Here is a 20,644-nt window from a genome sequence, read left to right on the forward strand (position 1 = left end):
AAAGGTTAGTTTACTATCACTGCTCATTTCTACTATGAAACTGTTTCACTGAAAACGGCCAAAGTTTACTAATTAGTTGTCCTTAATACTTCAATTTTTTAGAGTGCTTGCTGAAGTTGTATTTCCTGCTGCGCTCTAAGTTTTGCTTGTGCTTCAGCCTCAGCTTTAATCTCTGCTTCAACAAAAGAAGCATATAACTTGATATCTGAGTTTACAGTTTCAAAACTAACAGCCAGTGCAAAAGGTACATCAGCATTAGTATCCTGGTTCCATCCCGTATGTCCAACTACAGCAATACAAAAGCCTTCGCGTAGCTCATAGGATTTTACAGTCGCCCAATCTTTCTGAACAGTTCCTGTACTTCGGGACAATTCCTTAACGATGCCATCAATACCATTTGGGCGTGTTTGACCCTTAGCTAACTGTCTCTTTCCCAGTGTCCATTGAAACAGCCCCTCATCTTCCTCAGTTTCGTCTGGTGCATTATAATTTTCAAGAACTCTATCAAGGAAACAATCAGGATCTTCTCCCCGTTTGCTACAAGTCCAATCTAACCAAGTTGATAGATATTTCCTGCGATTGCGTCGGGTACGACGAGGTTCAGCCACATAAGAAAGTGTGATTTCAATCAGAATGTCAAACCCTTCCCCTTGAGGTAGGAAATTTTCTGGCACTTTTACTTGGTAAACCTTAGCTTGTCGAGCTTTAATGCGCTCTAACCCTCTAGTTGTTAGTGTTACACGATTTGGGGAATTGCCCAGAGCGCGATTGATATCTGGAATACCATAACCCATAGTCCGAATGGCATGATAAAGTTCCTTTGCATTCAAACTATTTGTCCAGACTGGTAAACGTGCTGATTGAACTATGAGTGCGCGGTAAAGCAGTGTGCTTTCTTGAGGAAATGCTGCTTCCAAGGCGGCAGCAATATGTGTGACTTTAGGAGCAGCAAATGATGTCCCTACAGCATCGGCACTGACAGCTTGACCACCATCACGGGTTGAACGAACCAATTCTGGGCAGACTGACTCTGGTGTAGTAAAATTTGGTAAATTTGGAGAGTCAATCACGTAGTCACCCCCATATTCAACCACTTCTGGTTTAATAGTGTCCCAAATGCCTGGACCTGAGCAGGAGAAAGAAGAAGGATAATTCTCTTTTGCGATCGAACTTAAGGGCGGACTACTATAAGTGTGGTGAGCAATAGAACCAACAGTTAGAGCTTGAAAACTTTGAGATGGGTTAGCAACTCTTGCAGAAGGTTGCAGCAGATATCGTGGATAGTTACGACCTGCTTGTATATGAGCGAAAATTGAAGGGCGTGTGACATAGTTTGCGCGTGCCTCAATATTACCAGCAGAAACAATGAAGAGAACATCATTTTCCCAACTCAGCTTATCAATAGCTGCTGCCCAAGGAGTCATTGATTGAGTGCGACATGGCGAAATTCCACCTATTGAGTGGTTATAAATTCTGGTTCTAGTTTGGCGATAATAAATATCTACAATTTCCTCTAAAACATCAGGCGGAAATAGCAGTCTAGGTAGTTGCTTTCGGTCATCGAGAATCCTGGCATTTTGAAGCCAACACACTGCCTGCTGACGACCTGTTTTAGGAATGCCTCGTGGGTATAAAACTGCCCCCGCAACCCTTGTTCCATGCCCACCATTTTTAAAATAATCATAATCAGCAGTCATATTATTTTCTCCAGGCACCCAAGATGTAGAGAGAGTAGGGTAAATAGCAACTCTCAGTTTAGGGTGAACCTCTTGAATGCCACTGTCGATAATACAGACTTTGGGTGCGTTTGGCTGAGGTGGTTCTAATTCAAACTGTTCGTGATCTGATCCAGAGGTATTAGGTGTAACGGATGGAGCTATAAATTCATCAGCTTCACTGACATCGAATATATATGGAAAGTTGAGGACAAGATCCTTTAAACCTTTACCGAGTATGCGAATCCGGCAGGAAAAGCTATCAGGTAGGCGTGAAATACCCACTTCATCACCTAGAATAGACCGCAAAATTTCTCCACGGTATAGTGGTTGTCGAATAAATTTCTCAAACTGGTCTTCTCTCACTAAATACAGATCATCCCACTCTTCAGATGTGAGATTATGGTTATCCAACCATTCATCAATCTTTTTTTGAAAATCTGCATCGCTCTTACAGCGTTCCCGCTTAGGACATTTAGAATATTGTTCTTGAATGTTGATGCAAGAAATACCTACATCCACAATGTATTCTTGATGATCTGAAATCTGATCCCACTGGGATTGAAGACTAGGTGAAAGAATATACTCCGGTCGCTTAGTCCCGTCCAAAATTTCCCATATTTCTGGAACCTTGCCACCACCCCTCTGGGAATCAATGAATTGCTGAATCTTTTTTCTGAGTTCCGACAGTCCTATATCTGCCGATGCTCCAATAATGTAGCCTTCCTCCAGATCAGCAACAATCTCAATCCCGAAACTTTTCAGGGCATCTGCATCAAATAAATTGGGATCTATTTGTAAAATGAATGAAACTGCATCTGGGAGATCAGGTTTACCCTCTTCCTTCCTTTTTTCGCGTTCTGCTTCCCAATTTGAGACAATAGTTGAGATGGAAGACTTTAGCTTGCCACCATGTCCACCAGCATTACCTCGATTCGCCAGAGTTGTTGCAGAGATTTTCCTCCCACCTCCTGTAGGTGGAGCAGCAGTTCCTTGATTTGTCAAACGTAGAGGTAAATGAGAAAATTGATTCAATTGCTCAGACATGGGAAATTACAACGTCTTGAATAGATGCCTCAAAGTGTTCTTGGATGACAAGTTCTTCTCGATCAAGGATGGCGCGTTTTGCGGCATCTTGAGCAACTCGAACAATCTGTGCAGCTGAAAGTTTATCCAGTTTTTGCACAATCGTTTCCCAGTTGATTATGCCAACCTCAACAGAGGAAAGTGTCTGTTTTAATATAGCCTGAATTTCTGCTGTTGTAGGCTTTGGCACTTCAATTACATCATCAAATCGTCGCCATACTGCTTCATCCAGAAATTTAGTCAGGTTTGTAGCAGCAACAAGCAATCCATTCGATGCTTCGTATTCATCAAGTAGTTGTAAAAAAGTATTAACAACACGCTTAATTTCGCCAACTTCCTGAACGTCTTCTCGTGATTTAGCAATCGCATCACATTCATCAATGAACAACAAACAAGGAGTTTGAGATGCTGTTTCAAATACTTCACGTAAATTAGTTGCTGTTTCTCCCAAAAATGAAGAAACCATTGCATCGAAGCGTACTTTTACAAGAGGAAGTCCAGTGTTCCAAGCTAGGCGTTCAGCACCCATTGTTTTACCACAACCAGGAGTACCGTAGAGCAGAATTTTTTGGCGGTAACGTAAACCGTGATGAGCTAGTCTGTCACGAGCAACATATTCTCTTTCGATACGGCGAAAACGCTCTTCCACAACATCTGAAAGAATCATGTGGTGTCGCAAACGCTCTCTAGGAATCGCAACAATGAAGGGATGGTTAAAACGCTGTTTACTTGATAATAAAGTTAGAGAGTGGGCATCAGGTGTTTTTGAAATAGCTTCTCTAGAAGATGTAGACGGAATGACACCACGAGATATATCAGGTGAAAGCTCAAGTTTCTCTGGAGGAGATTGACGATTACTTTTGTGAGCAATATTTTGGAGTTGTTCAGCGAGGAGAGTGTGTCCTTTTTTGCGTTCGTCCTCAACGACTACAGAGAGCATACTTTGGATCGCCGTTTGATCTTCACTGGCGATCGCTCTAAATAGCCGTTTTAACAACTCTCCTTTCATTATGTTTATTTACCGTACTGTAGTATAATCTTGTTTCTTTTTTCTGCACAAGGCAATATTGCTTGTAAATATACAATTCTCTGTTATCTTACATTGTCTTACTGCTTCCTGTAAGTGCCTTTGTGAAATTCTTAATAAGCAGAAAGATAATCACTGTTGGCCTATTGACCCTCATAACCCAAGTTGCTAGTTATCAAAAAACGCCTTAGAATAAGTACAAAATAACCATAATTTGTACTGCGTAATACTCTAAACATGAGATTCTGTATCAAGGAGATACAATTCTCAGAGTAACTAGCAACTTGCGTTAATGCCGAAACTATAGGGTTGCAAAGGATTATTATTTTCCTTGCCTTTCATAGTAACTAGCAACTTGCGTTAATGCCGAAACTATAGGGTTGCAAAGGATTATTATTTTCCTTGCCTTTCATAATACGAAGCGACTACCATTTTCAGCTAACCACTGCTTCCTTAATCCAAAGTCGGGCAAAACACGCTCTATATATTTCCAAAACTGGGTATTGTGATGAGATTCATGTAAATGCACTAATTCATGAACAATAATATATTCTATTATTCGGGGTGGTAGGAGTATAGTTAACCAGTGGAAATAAAGGTTTCCTTGGCTACCACATGATCCCCAACGAAAACCTAAGTCTCGGATTTTGATGATGCTCGGAGCTACACCTAGCCTGGGTGAGAATAAATTTACCCAACGTTGTAACCAAAGTTCCGCGTGTTGTGTGTACCAATGAATAAAATGCTTTCTGGCATGGTCTTGTTCATTAGACCTAAGCATAAATCTACCTTGGTAAAGGCGTAAAGGAGTGGGAGATTTTGTTGATACTAAGAATAAGCGATAACTGCGACCTAGATAATAAAATCCTTCACCGTTGACAAACTCTTTCTCTGACTGATTTTGGGCAAGTAATTCTTTTTCTGCTAATTTCGTGTAAATCCAAAAGCGTTTCTCTAAGGCAATTTGCTCAATTATTTCCAAAGGACAATCATAAGGAGCATTGACGATTAATTCTCCACCTCGGTCAATGGTAATACCTACTGTTTTTCGTTTGTTACTCCGATTTAATACAAAGTACAAATCATCAATTACCAGGGATTCACTCATATTATGGTTAATTTCCCATGAAGGTGTTTGGCTAATTCTAGGATGCGATCGCTCACTGCCTGTTGTCGAGAAAAGGGTATCACATCTTCGTCATCTAAGAATCGGACAATCCACCCCCGCAATAGGTTTTGAGCATGGGCATTTCTCCAGAAATCAACTATTCTAATCTCTTGACGGATGTGTTCTACCATTTCTATTGTGATCGCTGCCAGTTTGTTAAGTTCTATATCCAGTAATTCCTGTCCTGGATGAACTTCTTCTACCAAAATGCCTAAAAATGGCGCTTGGGTTCTGGGGTCAAGGCCAGTTTCATCTGCGGGACGACCTTGGCGCAAATCTTCAGTAAATTGGCGTAATGCTTCTACTAATTCTGCCCATTTATCCTGAAACCTTTCTAAAATCTCTTCTAGGCGTTCGCTTAATTTTTTGTAATAAGACGGGTCTTCCTGAAAGTTTTTGCTGATATGGTAACGGGCAGCGTGTTCCATTTCCGATGCTTTGGCACGATCTGAGGTTCGAGAGTTGACAGCACTCTCAAAATCGGCATCCATAATCGAGATTGGGGGGACTTGAGGATCTATGCCACTAGCTATGATGTATTCGTCTATGAGTTGCCGGACTTTATTTCCTGCACCATAAATATTCAGTTGGAAGTCCCGGTAAAGATTGGCAGCAGCCTTATTGATATAGCCGAGGATTTTGGCATCTTTTATGTAAGGTAATGCTTCTGGGCGGGGCATGACAATATCTAGACTTTCCAAAAATTGCTTTAACTTGACTACAAATTCAGCCCGGATTTTGATATCTCGTAGTAAGTCAATGCAACTATGAACATCGGTAATGTCGGGAATACTCCGACTTTGAAAAACTGCAAGTACACGCTGATAGCGATCGCTCAATTTGGGTAATTCATCTGTCAGGCTGATTAAAGCCCCTTGGACATCTTCAGCACTATAAACTGCCAAAGCTTGTTTCAAATGTCGAGCCACGCCATAGTAGTCTACAACCAAGCCACAGGATTTACGGGAATAGGTGCGATTAACACGAGCGATCGCTTGCAGTAATTCATGTCCTTGCATTGAGCGATCCAAATACAATACTTGCTCAATGGGGGCATCAAAACCAGTTAGCAACATACTTTTGACGATGATGAAAGCCAAACTATCTTGTTTGCTTGGATCAGGATGTAGCAGTGATTTTTTAAATCGGTTGATGTAGTCTTCTACTTTGGATTTATCACTCCACTGCTTCCAAGCCGGATCGTCATTGTTGCCACTGGAAATGACACTTGCAAACTCTAAACCTTTGATTTGCTCTAATTGCGGATAAATCCGGGTTAAAAACTCAGTTTCGGGATTTAGTGATGGTTGAGAAGGGTCAAAACTTTCCAATTGGGCTACTAATTCTTGATGAGCAGCAACAAAAGCCTGTTGATAGCGGACTGCGGCCAGGCGACTACTAGCCACAACTTGGGCTTTAAAGCCATTGGGTAGCACTGTTTCTACATAATGGCGTAACATATCCTCTGCCTTGGCTGCTATAAGTTTTGGAGCTTCCAAGACGTTGCCTTCTGTGGCGTATTTGGCGCGAATTGCTGCTAATTCTTGAGGAGTTCTTTCCCGAAACATATCCTCGAAAAGTTGATCTAGCGATCGCCCATCTGCTACTTCTGCCTCAGCAGTACGTCCTTCATAGAGAATCGGTACAGTTGCCCCATCTGCCTCTGATTCTTTAATGGTATAGCGATCAATAAACTCCCCAAAAATTTCGTAGGTACGCTTGCGGTTTCCTGCCAAAATCGGAGTCCCTGTAAAACCAATCCTGGCACAATTGGGTAAGGCTGCCATCAAGTTAGCGTGTAGCTGACTAGCTTGGGTGCGATGGGCTTCATCTACTAAAACTAGGATATCTTCTGAATTATTCAAAATCGGAAATTGCTCGGTTTCCGTCACCAGACGAACCACTTTTGGATTGAGGTTATAGCTAGAAGAATTTTCTGCCACTTTGCGAACAGTATTCTTGCCCTGACTAGATGGGTATTTTAATATGCTGCTACTGCTTTCTGTAGTATCTTCATCTCGCTGTTGATATTTCTGAATTGTGGCAAAGATTAAATCTGGACTAGATTGACGCAGCAGGGTTTTGAGTTCTTCAGTATTGATTGCTTTTAAAACTGTTTCATTGGTGAGACTGGCAGTATTACTAAGTTGTTTTTGTAAATCTATTCTGTCTGTGACGACAACAATTTTAAACCGCCGTAATTTTGGTAAAGTTCTCAACTTTCGTACCAAAAACACCATTGTTAAACTCTTACCAGAGCCTTGGGTATGCCAAATAATTCCGCCGCGTTGATCACTTTCACCATGCTGACTACGAGTTTTACCATTTTGCAAACGGCGCACTGACTCCTGTACGGCTCTAAACTGTTGATAACGAGCCACTATTTTGATATTCTTGCCATCTGATTGTTGAAATAGGGTGAAATTTCTAACTATATCCAGTAAGAGGGCTGGACGTAGCATTCCCGCTACTAAAATTTGCTGACTACTGAGTTTTGTTTCTCCTAATTCTGCTGCTACCTCAGCCATTGATACAGGACTGGTATCTTTCCATTCTAGATAATGTTCATAAGATGCGCCAATTGTTCCTACTCTGGCTGCATGAAAAAAGGTAGAAATCAAAAATTGATTGTAATGAAATAGTTTTTCTACACCTTCATCGTCTGCAATTTCTTCTCGTTGATTTGTATAACGTCGTAACTGGTTAATGCCTTCTGCCATTGGTTCTGTGCTAGAAGGACTTTTACATTCTATTACTACTAAAGGAATGCCATTTATAAATAAAACAATATCAGGAATTATATAATTTTTACCACCAGGAATATCAACACGAAATTGATTAATAATTAGGAAATCATTGCGTTCAGGATGGTCAAAATCAATGAAGCGAACGGTCTGATCTCTGCCTCCGTCCCATTGTGGATCTCCTTCTGTTACAGTTCCTTGAAGTAACAAATCAGTGGCTATTTGATTTGCTTCCATGAGTTTGGCAGTTCCCAACCTTTCTAAAACACCAATAGCGGTATTGATACGACTATCATCTAGCCAGGGTTGTCCGTTGTCATTAAGGTTAAGTTTACTGATGGCTTTGTGCAGTCTTTCCATCAGCAGCACTTCCCGGAAGTTTTGTCTTTCGGTTAGGTAAGGAACATCTATGTCACCCTCGATATATTGCCAACCCATAAGTTGAAGTTGGTTAATCAGAGGGAGTTCAACCTGGTTATATTCTGAAGGCTTGCTATTCATTGCTTACCTTCATATCTATTAGCATTAGCGTCTGAAAGGAAGTCGGGAAACTGCAAATCTAATTGTTCCTTTAAAGCGGTAATAGATGTGACTCGTTTAAAATAGTCTTTATCAATCATTTTACGTACTGATAGCCAACCTAGTTTTACCGATTCAGCTAAGTGGAGAGTTTGACAAAATAGTTGCTGAAATATTTCAGGGATTCCTAACGCAGAATTTATCTGCTCACTATCACAAAATGCTTGTAATACCATCAGCATTTGCTCTGAACTAAGTAAGGATGCTACTAAAAGTAAATTTTCTCCATTAGCTTGAACTACTGCATACGAAGAATTTATAAAACTATCAACAACGGATTGTATATAATCTTTTGTAATTGGTATGATTTCGTTAGGTGATAATTCATGTTGAAAATTTTGAACTAATACTTCAGGAGATAGTTTTTTTACTCTTTCTACAGCCATATATCTAAGTTCAACTACATTTAAGGCATCAACCAAAATGGTTGTAGCTGCTGCATTAGCAACGTTTTCAATAAATCTTCTGGTTTTTGTTTGGTGTGCTTCACTTAAAAACTCCCAAGCTTTTATATGGCGTAAATAACTGATCATTTTTGCCCAATTTGGATCACTAACGCCATCGGCAATTTTTGATAACTCGGTTTTAAGAATATCTTCTGATTCTTCAAAGTACATCTTTGATATTGCCTGGAGCGCAGCAAACTGGCGATTGCGTTCTGTTTTTGGTCTGTCAGTAAGTAGTAAATCTTTTGTCAATCCAATTATTACTCCACGAACCAAAGGTCTACGAGCGCGAGCTAAAGGACCACTGCGTAAAGTTATAACTGCCTCATCTACATCCATTGGGAAAAGTTCAGCACTAATCTGATCCCATATAGTTTTTAGAGCAGCTCTGCCTTGCACTGGAGGATGTTGCAAAAGGTGCATCACGGCATTCCGTAAATGATAACGTGCTAATTCAGCAGAAGCTTGAAATGTTTCTTCCAGAGACTGCATAGAGGGATGAGCGCATCTATTTCTGTCTTCAAGCAATCTTTTTAAGTCATAGTATTCTAGAGGAGAAATAAACTCATATTCTTTCAAGGCTAGGTCAGGAACACTTTTTTCAAAAGCAAGGATTTTACTGATGTTGTTATTGTCTTGATTATTAGCACGTAAATCTTCAAAATCATCTAATTGTTTCTTGGCATTTTTGTGTCCTGTTTGTTCAAGTTGGCGCAGTTTATGGATAAAATCAAAAACTACTGCATTCCAGGTAGATACAATACAAGAGCGAAAAGCTCCGGCTCGGTAGCAGGTCACGGCTTCTTGGATATACTCTTTTGTAGACTTGTCCCGACAACGAAGGACTAACTCGTCTAAATCAGCTAAACGTTCACTCATTTAAATTTATTTCCTCCGAAATGTTCATGCACTAATTTTTTGAGAAGTGTTCACTCGAACTCGACCAGTTAACAGATCATTCATTAGTCCTTTTTTTTGAAGTCTGAATTTTTCGAGATAAGTTTCTTCAGTAAAAATTCTACTGTTATATGTATTAACAATTTCAATTATAAGCTTTTGTTCATTTTGCGGTGGTATGTGAACTAGAGTTCCCCGAACAATTCCGTAGTTAATACCAACTTGTGCTTCAGCCAAACCAATTTTTTTACAGTTCCAATCTTTTTGTACAACTAAAGAACCAAGAGTAAGAGGGGCAAAAGCAGGTAATAACCTGCTAGATGCTTTTAAACGAATTCTAAAGACTGTATCTGGCATCATAAGATTTGGAGGAGTTGATGCAACATGAACAACTACACCAACTCGATCACGTGGTCCTTTGCGAGTTATGAGAATGTCATCCACCGCTACAACCCCTTGTTCCCGTGGTTGTAGACTTGAAGGTAATTTTTTGTTTTCTAGAGGATTATAGCCATTCCAAACGATAGCAGTAGTTTTAAGTACACCCCATTCACCATCAACCACTGGTTCAGGATCGCACACAGGACTCCAGCCACTACTAAGATTTGCAATATGTTCACCAAATAGCTCAATTTCCCAATCTTTCGGAATTCTCCCCAGTAGCGAATTTTTAAACTGTTCAGGATGTGCGATCGCATCCCGCAATTCTCCATTTTCATCAAGTCCACGAGTCAGCAAGTCGTGAAGCAGTCCGTCTTTGATTTGCTTGAGTTTGGCGATAATAGAGGATGTGTGTGCGATCGCTTCATCTATGGTGTCGAGAATTTCAGCAATACATTGTTGTTCAGTTTCCGGTAAATAAATAATAGGTAAATTTGCCAGTTCAGCCTTGCCAATTGCTTCAAAAGTCGAACCTTGTGCAACTTTTCTAAGCTCACTAGCCCAATAATTCAATAAATGCCAGCCAAACTTGGGTAATGTGCCTTTTTTAAATCGAATAGCAGCAAGTCCCCGACCAATACAATAAACACGATCAGCTTTGTTTAGTGTACCAACTGGCGCTCTAACACTAATCAGAACATCATTGATTTCGCATATTTTTTGGGGTTTTGTACAGTAAAAGCTATGCTGTGGGGTTACTGCTCCGAATTCAGCAGAGCCTTGGAGAAAAGGAATACCATGTCCTGCGTCAGTTACAAATAAAGAATCAGGAGATTGTCCCATTTCAAAACTTGCTAGTTCTCCAAGCGGAACAGTTTTGAGGTCAGATAACATACCCCAACCCCCTCAAAAACCCATCCAACCGCTTCGCTGCATCATCCCTTTTTGCCTCAATATCGCGCAAATTCACCCGATATTTATCCCACCAATTCTCAAGACTAGAAATTACCTGCTGACGATGAGCATTAACATAACGATTTAATTGATTTTCTAAATCATCCTTAGCAATATCTAACACCAATCGCTGACATTGTTCCATCATCAACTGCTTTCTAGCATTATCCAACTGCTTAATTAAATCTTCCTTCAACTTAGTCAAAATTTTCTTAACCTGTAACAATTCCTGCTTGAGTTTCTTAATTTCAGCCTCACTCAATTGCTCCTCATCTTCTAATTCCCCTTCTTCACCTTCTTCATCACTCTTTTTAGTCGCTGCTAACTGACTTTCTAAATCTGCTTTTTTAGCTTCATAATCTGCCAACTGTTGTAAATATTTTGGCAATAAACGCACCACCAATTTATGACCTAAAGGGTCAGAACCATTACCATTTTTATTATCACTATCCAAATCTGCCCGAATTGTTTCCACCCAACCTTCTATCAAACCATCAAAATTTTGAGCAGCAACAGTTTTCAAATCATACTGGATTTCATTCCACCAACTAGCAATTACCCCATTAACTTGAAATTCATCCAAAAACAACAGCATTTGTTCTTGAATTGCTTGTTTTCTTAAACTCTCAGCTTTCGCTTCTATTTCATTTTCTACGAACCCTTTAAAACTTTGATTAGCCACAGAAGTCAAAGTATTTTCATTATTCTCTAACCATTGAGACATTGTTACCGCTACTTGGTAAGGTTCGAGAATTTTAATCGGACGCATTGCTTCAGTAAAAGATGTCAGAAAATCAGCACGAACTTTCATCAAATCTTTAGTTTCTGGTAACTGCAACAATTGGTTTTCGTGAATTTCCCACCAACTCAAAAAAGCATCCTTTAGCCTTTTTTCCTGCTGTGCTATACCTGGATATGATTCTACAAAATCTTTAATTTGACTACGTTCTGTGAGAGTTGGTAAAAAATCGAAATAATTTTGATTCCTTTCTATAAAAAAAGCACTGGGTTCAAAACCATGAGCAATAAAAGGTTCTTGTTTAGCTGCCACTTCCGCTTTAGGCACACCTCCTAAAAGATGCGCTCTTACATCATGGGGTTCGGTCGGTGGTGCATTATCAGCATAACGGCGAATATTGCAATTGTAATCATTTTCAGCCAATTGTTGTTTAGTAACTACTGCTGCATAACCAGGAACATTTACAAACGCCTCAAAAGAGGAAACAATTTTTTCAATATGCTCAGGTTTCAGGAAATTTTGCGCTCTACCAGATTGAAATTCGGCATCAGCATTAATAAATAAAACCTTACCTTGACGATCTTGAGGTTTTGCTGCTTTTGAACCTCTCATTACCAAAATACAAGCAGGAATACCAGTTCCATAAAATAAATTTGGTGGTAAACCAATCACCGCTTCTAACAAATCATCTTCAATAAATTTCTGGCGGATTTCCTTTTCTACTCCACCCCGAAACAACACACCATGAGGCATTACTGTTGCCATCATTCCCGTACTTCGCAACACTGCTACCATGTGTTGAACAAACATCAAATCTGCTTTTTTACCATTTTCAGGACAAAAGCCAAAACGGAAACGCTCGTTAAACTTTAATCCATCAGTTGAATAATTTTGACTAAATGGCGGATTACTAATTACCCGATCAAAACGCATTAGCTCTCCACCTTCTAAATGTAGTGGATTAGCAATAGTATCATCATTTTGAATAGCTTTCTCATCAGTAACAATGCCATGCAAAATCATATTCATTTTACAAATTGCCCAAACTCCACCATTAGCTTCTTGTCCATAAAGACTAAGATTTTTGGCATTACCTTGATGTTCTTCTACATATTCCTTAGAGAGAATTAGCATACCTCCTGAACCTACACAGGGGTCATAAATTCGCATTTTCTGTTGTGGTTTGAGTAATCGCACCATTAACCGCGATACGTCACGGGGGGTATAAAATTCGCCGCCTTTTTTACCTGCGGAATCAGCAAAATGTTTAATCAAATACTCATAGGCTGCTCCCAACAAATCAGGAAATTCAAAATCCTCATTACGCAGAGGAAGTTTACCAAAATGCCGAATTAAGTCCCGCAATTTTTGGTCAGAAACTCTGGTTTTACCTGCTGTTTTATTAAAATCAATGTGGCTAACAACGCCTTCTAAAATTGGGTTTTCATTTTCCAGCGCACCCAAAGCTTTATTTAAGCCATTACCAACATCACTATGTAATTCTTTTTCGATATAATTCCAACGCGCTCTTTCTGGGACAAAGAAAGTCTTGTCATAGTAAGCAGATGATTCAGCACGTTGTTTTGCTTCTGCTTCTGTTCTACCTTTAAGTATATTCGCTGCTATAATCTGCTCATACTGCTCCTCAAACACATCAGAACAGCGTTTTAAAAAGAGCATTCCAAAGATATACTCCTTATACTCAGAAGCATCCATCTTGCCACGCAGAATGTCAGCAGCAGCAAATAGGTGACGTTCTAACTGAGATAGGGTAATTTTTCTCATAAAGGCAATAGCCTGGATACTTATAAAAATAAACAAACTCTTGTGCAATTAACAGATTAGCGTAGATGGGAAGCCTTTTGTCATTGAACAGGAATCTATTAAGCTAACCTACTTGCTAAGTTCTGATAAATAACATCTAACCACACAGGAATCACAGCCTTACCTTCATCCAGGGATGCGATCGCTCTTTTCCGATCAAATTCTACCAAAGAAAGCGAATCATCCTGAGATAACAACAACATATACCGCTTACCCTCACCCGAAATAAACAACTCTGGTTCTTGTTCCTTCAGTTGTTTGAGAATAAAACAAGCAATATCAAAACTGATACCCGTAGACAGCCAATATACCAAAGCAGCCAACTCCACCAAATTAGACCTTGAATAATAAATACTGCGTCCCGTACCCGTATCACTAATTACAGGTACAACAATCCCCTTCTCTCGCCAATACTGAATCTGGCGAAGGGTACAACCTGTCAATTGAGCCGCTTCCTTACTTGTGAAAAAAGTTTCTTGCATAAAATACTATTTTACAGAAAGCGGCTATAATACAAATATGGTTTTATTAGACAAATTTGTTTATTAGGTATGAGCCAAATTACCGTTCAGTGTCGTTTAGTAGCCAGTGAAACTACCCGTCAACAACTATGGCAATTGATGGCAGAGAAAAACACGCCATTAATTAACGAATTACTCATGCAAATGGGTAAACATCCAGAACTTGAAAAATGGCGGCAAAAAGGTGAACCTCCTAAAGGTCTTGTCAACAAACTGTGTGAACCCTTGAAAACTGATCCGCGCTTCATGGGACAACCTGGAAGGTTTTACACCAGTGCCACAGCATTAGTAAACTATAGTTATAAATCCTGGTTGACGTTGATGAAGGATTATCAATCCCAACTGGATGGTAAATTGCGCTGGTTAGAAATTCTCAATAGTGATGCTGAATTAGTAGAATACAGTGGCGTTTCATTAGATACTCTTCGTGCTAAATCTGCGGAAATATTGGCTCAATTTGCACTACAAAAAACCAACGGAGATACACCAAGCAAAGGTAAAAAGTCTAAAAAACGGAAAAAATCTCAAAATATAGATAACGAAAGCAATTTATCAGAATACTTATTTGATACCTACGGAGATACAGAAAATAATATAACTCGTTGTGCTATTAGTTATTTACTTAAAAATGGCTGTAAAATTAACGATAAAGAAGAAAACCCCGAAAAATTTGCTCAACGTCGCCGTAAAGTAGAAATCCAAATTCAACGCCTCACAGAAAAACTAGCAGCCCGAATACCCAAAGGACGAGATTTAACTGACACCATAAGGTTAGAAACTCTTATTACCGCCACTCAGACTGTTCCTGAAAATGAAACAGAGGCAAAATTCTGGCAAAACATTCTGTTAAGAAAATCTAGTCAAGTACCTTTTCCAGTAGCTTACGAAACTAATGAAGATTTAGTGTGGTCTAAAAATGAATTTGGGCGGATATGTGTAAAATTCAGTCGCTTGAGTGAGCATACATTTCAAATTTATTGTGATTCTCGCCAACTTCACTGGTTTCAACGTTTCCTAGAAGATCCACAAATTAAGAAAGATAGTAACAAACAACATTCTAGTGCCTTATTTACCCTGCGAAGCGGTCGTATTGTTTGGCAAAAAGGAGAAGGTAACGGAGAACCCTGGAATGTTAATCACTTAATGCTTCATTGTTGTATAGATACTCGTTTATGGACACGGGAAGGAACAAATTTAGTCAAAGAGGAAAAAGCTGAAAAAATTGCCCAATCCATCAGCAATACTAAAGCCAAAGGTGAGTTAAATCATAATCAGCAAGTTCATCTCAAACGCAAAAACTCCTCTCTAGCCAAAATTGATAAACCCTTCCCTCGTCCCAGCAAGCCTTTATACAAAGGACAATCTCATATCTTAGTGGGTGTGAGCTTGGGTTTAGAATATCCTGCCACCGTTGCAGTTGTAGATGGTACTACGGGCAAAGTTTTGACATATCGGAATATTAAACAACTACTTGGTGATAATTATAAATTACTCAATAGGCAACGACAACAAAAACACCTGTTATCCCACCAACGCCATATCGCTCAAAGGATAGCAGCACCAAATCAATTTGGAGATTCAGAGTTAGGAGAGTATATAGATAGATTACTAGCAAAAGAAATTATTGCGATCGCACAAACATATAAAGCTGGCAGTATTGTTTTACCGAAATTGGGAGATATGCGAGAGCAAATTCAGACTGAGATTCAATCTAAAGCTGAACAAAAATCAGATTTAGTAGAAGTCCAAAAAAAATATGCCAAACAATACCGAGTAAGCGTCCATCAGTGGAGTTATGGCAGATTGATTGCAAATATTCAAAGTCAGGCAAAGAAAGCAGGAATCGCTATAGAGGAGGGAAAACAACCAATTCGAGCGAGTCCACAGGAGAAAGCCAAAGAATTAGCAAAAAACGCCTATCAATCTCGAAAAGCCTGATTGACAAAACACCGAACCTTGAAAATATAATAGTAATCAACAATAGCGCCGCAGTTCATGTTTTTGATAAACCTCTGAACTGAGATAAATGTGGGTTAGTTTGACTGTTGTGAGACAGTCTTGCTTTCTGACCCTGGTAGCTGCCCACCTTGAAGCTGCTGTTCCTAGTGAACAGGAATAAGGTGCGCCCCCAGTAATAGAGGTGCGGGTTTACCGCAGTGGTGGCTACCGAATCACCTCCGAGCAAGGAGGAATCCACCTTAATTATTTATTTTTGGCGAACCATAAGCGAGGTCAATTTACCTGGGGGTTCTGCCAAAAGTCCAAATCCCTTATCTAGTCTGTGTTTCAGATGTCAAGATGCTTTGATAATGTTCCCTTAAGAGGAAAATTTAGAGCAAATTTAGGACATTCGCCAAAATTGCTTTTGGAAGTGTCACTAGATAAGGGTTTGGTCGGGCGGAGTTTCAACACCCCTCCCGGAGTGGGGCGGGTTGAAAGCAGCTTTTCCCTTGACCACCACTCAAACTAACAACAGAGTTTCAACACCCCTCCCGGAGTGGGGCGGGTTGAAAGCTGAAAATTTAGCGGGAATTAAAAAGGAATGGAATGTTTCAACACCCCTCCCGGAGTGGGGCGGGTTGAAAGTTGCAAATACTTTTGCTTCTAGAGTACAAACCAGAAGTTTCAACACCCCTCCCGGAGTGGGGCGGGTTGAAAGCTTAACCATCTTTACTGTCTCCTTTACTACTTTGGTTTCAACACCCCTCCCGGAGTGGGGCGGATTGAAAGATGTTTATGCAAGAATATTAAAAAACTTTTAGGTGGGTTGAAAGATCGGAAGGTCGTCGGTTTAATTTGGACAGAGCTTATAATAGTAAACAAACTATTGACCGTGAGGGACAATAATTTGGCAATGCGGACACCAATTTGGCAATGCGGACACCAATTTGTCAACGCGGTCAAATAATTTGTCAAGTGACAGTCAAATATTATTTAATAAATAAGGCCAGCAGTTGGATTTGAACCTACGACCTTCCGATTACAAGTCGGATGCACTACCACTGTGCTATGCTGGCGGATTTGGTAAGAAGGTTTTTTATTCCCTCACCGATTTCATATTATAGCTTCATGTAAATGATTTGTCTAGAGGGTAAGCAAAATATTTTTTTGGCGGCCAAAAATCAGCAAAACTAGCCACCATGCTGTAGATCCATGCAAAAATATTTGGTACAGTTCAATTCTGTATTCCTTGTGACACGGCTATGCAAAGGTGCAGAAAAACATTTGTTCTTTACAGATAATCAAGCATGGCAGCATTGATCGGCAGAGATTTATTAAGTTTAGCGGATCTGAATTCTGGGGAACTGCAAGAACTTCTGGAATTAGCAACTCAACTAAAATCGGAAAAACTGAAGTTGCATTGCAATAAAGTCTTGGGTTTGTTGTTTTCCAAAGCTTCAACACGCACTAGAGTTAGTTTCACAGTAGCAATGTACCAACTGGGGGGACAGGTAATTGATCTTCACCCTAATGTCACTCAAGTAAGTCGAGGAGAACCTATCCAAGATACTGCTAGGGTGTTAGATCGTTATTTAGATGTTTTAGCAATTCGCACCTTTGCTCAACAGGAGTTGGAAACTTTTGCGAAATATGCGAAAATTCCGGTAATTAATGCCCTCACCGATTTAGAACACCCCTGTCAAATATTGGCTGATTTACTGACAATTCAAGAAAAGTTTGGGAGTTTGGCAGGTTTAACTTTAACTTATGTCGGTGATGGTAATAATGTCGCTAATTCCCTGATGTTGGGTTGTGCTTTGGTGGGAATGAATGTTAGGGTAGCTTTTCCGTCTGGATATTCACCAGATGCGGAAATTGTGGAAAAATCGAGAGCGATCGCTAATAATAAAACTGAAGTTCTATTAACTCATGATCCCGAAGCAGCAGCCAAAGGTGCATCGGTACTATACACTGATGTTTGGGCAAGCATGGGACAAGAAACAGAAGCTAATAACCGGTTCCCTGTTTTTCAACCTTATCAAATTTCTGAACAATTATTAAGTCTTGCTGATCCAGAGGCAATTGTTTTACACTGCTTACCAGCCCATCGTGGAGAAGAAATTACTGAAGAAGTAATTGAAGGTTCACAATCACGGGTTTGGGATCAGGCAGAAAATCGCCTACACGCTCAAAAAGCTTTACTTGCGAGTATTTTAGGAGCAAAATAACAGTGTTAATAATTGACAATTGACAATTGACAATTGACAATTATTAATTGGTAATGGGTAATTGGTGAAATTCTTATCTGTTACCTATTATCATGAATATTTAATTAAAGCTTGTTAAGGGAAGATTTTTGTAGTACCAATGTTCTATGGGCATTTATTATTTACTTCCCGAAAAAATTATGGAACGTCTCACAGATCCCCAAAAACAACTATATGAATGGTTGGTTGAATATATCAGGTTGAATCAACATTCTCCCTCAATTCGCCAAATGATGCAAGGGATGAATTTGAAATCTCCTGCACCTATTCAAAGTCGTTTGGAACATTTACGTAATAAGGGTTACATCGGTTGGAATGAAGGTAGAGCGAGAACTCTTCGCATACTTCATCCTGTTAAACAAGGTGTACCAATTTTAGGAACTATTGCGGCGGGTGGTTTGATAGAACCGTTCACAGACGCGGTAGAACATTTAGATTTGGCTAATTTATCATTACCTCCCCAAAGCTATGCTTTACGGGTTTCTGGGGACAGTATGATTGAAGATTTGATTGCCGATGGTGATGTGGTGTTTTTGCGCCCTGTAGCTGAACCCAATCAGTTAAAAAATGGGACTATCGTGGCTGCGAGAGTGGAAGGACATGGAACAACCTTAAAACGGTTTTATCGCGATGATGATCTTGTGACTCTCAAACCTGCAAATCCTAATTATCATCCAATAGAAGTATCAGCAATGCAAGTAGAGGTGCAAGGTTCTTTGGTAGGTATTTGGCGTAATTATAACTAGTCAGTTGTCAGTTGTCAGTAGTCAGTTGTCAGTGGCAAATGAAAAACAGGTGACTACTGATTATTACGAATTACCAATCACTAATTACCAATTACCAATTTGCAAATTTATGTACCTGACGCAAAATGCAGTATCGAAATTGCCTAAATTTAAACTCAAATTACCTTATGCGGGTGAGAAAAAGGGCAGTTATCAAGTTAAGCAACTATTACCGGGATGTCCAAAAATGCCTTTATCTCTGCAATTGCGGGGATATCAACGCCAAGCTGTGACTAGCTGGTTTGCGAATCATGGCAGAGGGACATTAAAAATGGCTACTGGTAGTGGTAAGACTATTACTGCATTAGCGATCGCTTGTGAATTGTACCAGCAAATTGGTTTACAAGTCTTGTTGGTGGTTTGTCCCTATCGTCATCTTGTTAGCCAGTGGGGTAGAGAATGTGAGAAGTTTAACTTACAGCCGATTTTAGCATTTGATAACTTACGCAGTTGGCAAAGTCAACTTTCTACACAAATCTATAATCTGTGTTCTGGTTCTCAAAATTTCGTAACGGTAATTACCACTAACTCGACTTTAATTGGTGATGGTTTTCAGACACAACTTAAATATTTTCCCCCAAAAACTTTAATTATTGGTGATGAAGCCCATAATTTAGGCGCACCGAAATTAGAGGAAAGTTTACCCCGAAATGTGGGTTTACGTCTAGCTTTATCAGCCACACCAGAAAGATATTTTGATGATGATGGAACAGAATCTTTATTAGATTATTTTGGAAATATTCTCCAACCTGAATTTAGTTTACAGGATGCCATTTCTCAAGGTGCATTAGTCCATTATATCTATAATCCGGTGTTGGTGGAGTTGACGGAAACTGAAAGTATCGCTTATTTAAAACTAACTAAAAAAATTGGGCGTTCTCTCCTGTATCGAGATCGAGATATGGGGGAATCAGGAGATTTTGAAGATAATGAAGATATCAAATCATTATTAATGCAAAGGGCGCGGTTAGTTGGCACTGCGGAAAATAAATTAATCGCCTTACAAGAGTTAATGGCTACTCGTCGAGAAACTACCCATACACTATTTTATTGTAGTGATGGTTCTCAAGAAATCGGACAACGTTCATCTCTGCGTCAACTCAAAGCGGTTTCTCAACTTTTGGGAGGAGAATTAGGTTATAAAATCAGTACCTATACAGCAAATACTTCTTTGGAAGAAAGGGAAACTTTACGCCGTCAATTTGAAAGTGGAGAATTACAAGGTTTAGTAGCAATTCGTTGTTTAGATGAAGGTGTGGATATTCCCGCAATTCAAACCGCAGTAATTTTATCAAGTTCAGGAAATCCCCGGCAATTTATCCAACGTCGGGGACGAGTTTTACGTCCTCACCCTGGCAAGGAAAGGGCAACTATTTTTGATATGATTGTTTTACCGCCAGATTTAGATAGAGAAACTATTGAAGTCGAACGGAATTTATTAAAGAAGGAATTACGGCGGTTTGTGGAATTTGCTGATTTGGCTGACAATGCTGGGGAAGCGAGGATGAAATTATTAACTTTGCAAAAACGATATGGGTTATTGGATATTTAACACAGTCAAAAAAATAGC

Annotated in this window: 12 protein-coding genes, 1 tRNA gene and 1 CRISPR repeat array; of the genes, 4 read left to right on the forward strand and 9 right to left on the reverse strand. The window is 39.6% G+C overall.

Annotation, left to right across the window (positions count from 1 at the left end; all coding sequences use genetic code 11):
• Positions 1-98: 98 nt before the first annotated feature.
• The 8 genes from FJR04_RS02945 to FJR04_RS02980 form a co-directional block, all read right to left on the reverse strand.
• Positions 99-2,762, reverse strand: a complete 2,664-nt coding sequence (locus FJR04_RS02945; protein WP_168491675.1) for a S8 family peptidase — start codon at positions 2,760-2,762, stop codon at positions 99-101.
• Positions 2,755-3,810, reverse strand: coding sequence for an AAA family ATPase (locus FJR04_RS02950; RefSeq protein WP_168491676.1), 1,056 nt, complete (start codon positions 3,808-3,810; stop codon positions 2,755-2,757). The genes FJR04_RS02945 and FJR04_RS02950 overlap by 8 nt, the downstream gene beginning before the upstream one ends.
• A gap of 427 nt (positions 3,811-4,237) precedes the next feature.
• A complete protein-coding gene (locus FJR04_RS02955) occupies positions 4,238-4,936 on the reverse strand; it encodes a M48 family metallopeptidase (RefSeq protein WP_168491679.1) in 699 nt (232 codons plus the stop codon).
• A complete protein-coding gene (locus FJR04_RS02960; RefSeq protein ID WP_168491680.1) occupies positions 4,933-8,241 on the reverse strand; it encodes a type I restriction endonuclease subunit R in 3,309 nt (1,102 codons plus the stop codon). Before FJR04_RS02960 ends, FJR04_RS02955 begins: the two co-directional genes overlap by 4 nt.
• Positions 8,238-9,644, reverse strand: a complete 1,407-nt coding sequence (locus FJR04_RS02965) for a hypothetical protein (protein WP_168491681.1) — start codon at positions 9,642-9,644, stop codon at positions 8,238-8,240. Before FJR04_RS02965 ends, FJR04_RS02960 begins: the two co-directional genes overlap by 4 nt.
• Positions 9,645-9,668: 24 nt before the next feature.
• Positions 9,669-10,937: a restriction endonuclease subunit S gene (locus FJR04_RS02970; protein WP_168491683.1), complete on the reverse strand. Its 1,269-nt coding sequence runs from the start codon at positions 10,935-10,937 to the stop codon at positions 9,669-9,671.
• The gene (locus FJR04_RS26025) at positions 10,927-13,521 is read right to left on the reverse strand and encodes a class I SAM-dependent DNA methyltransferase (protein WP_168491685.1); all 2,595 of its coding nucleotides are present in this window, start codon (positions 13,519-13,521) and stop codon (positions 10,927-10,929) included. The genes FJR04_RS02970 and FJR04_RS26025 overlap by 11 nt, the downstream gene beginning before the upstream one ends.
• Before the next feature lie 98 nt (positions 13,522-13,619).
• The gene (locus tag FJR04_RS02980; RefSeq protein ID WP_168491686.1) at positions 13,620-14,042 is read right to left on the reverse strand and encodes a MerR family transcriptional regulator; all 423 of its coding nucleotides are present in this window, start codon (positions 14,040-14,042) and stop codon (positions 13,620-13,622) included.
• 69 nt (positions 14,043-14,111) lie between these two features.
• Here FJR04_RS02980 and cas12k point away from each other — a divergent pair, with 69 nt between their 5' ends.
• Positions 14,112-16,019 (forward strand): type V CRISPR-associated protein Cas12k, encoded by a 1,908-nt coding sequence (cas12k, locus tag FJR04_RS02985; protein WP_168491688.1) that lies wholly within the window; start codon positions 14,112-14,114, stop codon positions 16,017-16,019.
• Between the two features lie 464 nt (positions 16,020-16,483).
• Positions 16,484-16,811: a CRISPR direct-repeat array (repeat unit 37 nt; unit sequence GTTTCAACACCCCTCCCGGAGTGGGGCGGGTTGAAAG).
• A 215-nt stretch (positions 16,812-17,026) separates the two neighbouring features.
• Here cas12k and FJR04_RS02990 read toward each other — a convergent pair.
• Positions 17,027-17,098 (reverse strand) — tRNA-Thr (locus FJR04_RS02990).
• A gap of 231 nt (positions 17,099-17,329) precedes the next feature.
• Between FJR04_RS02990 and argF the strand changes: the two genes are divergently transcribed.
• From argF to FJR04_RS03005, 3 genes are all read left to right on the forward strand, one after another.
• Positions 17,330-18,250 carry an ornithine carbamoyltransferase gene (gene argF, locus FJR04_RS02995; RefSeq protein WP_168491690.1) on the forward strand — a complete coding sequence of 307 codons (921 nt, stop codon included), beginning with the start codon at positions 17,330-17,332 and terminating at the stop codon, positions 18,248-18,250.
• 179 nt (positions 18,251-18,429) lie between these two features.
• The gene (gene lexA / locus FJR04_RS03000) at positions 18,430-19,035 is read left to right on the forward strand and encodes a transcriptional repressor LexA (RefSeq protein WP_168492117.1); all 606 of its coding nucleotides are present in this window, start codon (positions 18,430-18,432) and stop codon (positions 19,033-19,035) included.
• A gap of 109 nt (positions 19,036-19,144) precedes the next feature.
• Positions 19,145-20,626, forward strand: coding sequence for a DNA phosphorothioation system restriction enzyme (locus tag FJR04_RS03005; protein ID WP_168492118.1), 1,482 nt, complete (start codon positions 19,145-19,147; stop codon positions 20,624-20,626).
• Positions 20,627-20,644: the final 18 nt, after the last annotated feature.

The organism is Anabaena sp. UHCC 0204 (assembly GCF_009711975.1).
GTDB lineage: Bacteria > Cyanobacteriota > Cyanobacteriia > Cyanobacteriales > Nostocaceae > Dolichospermum.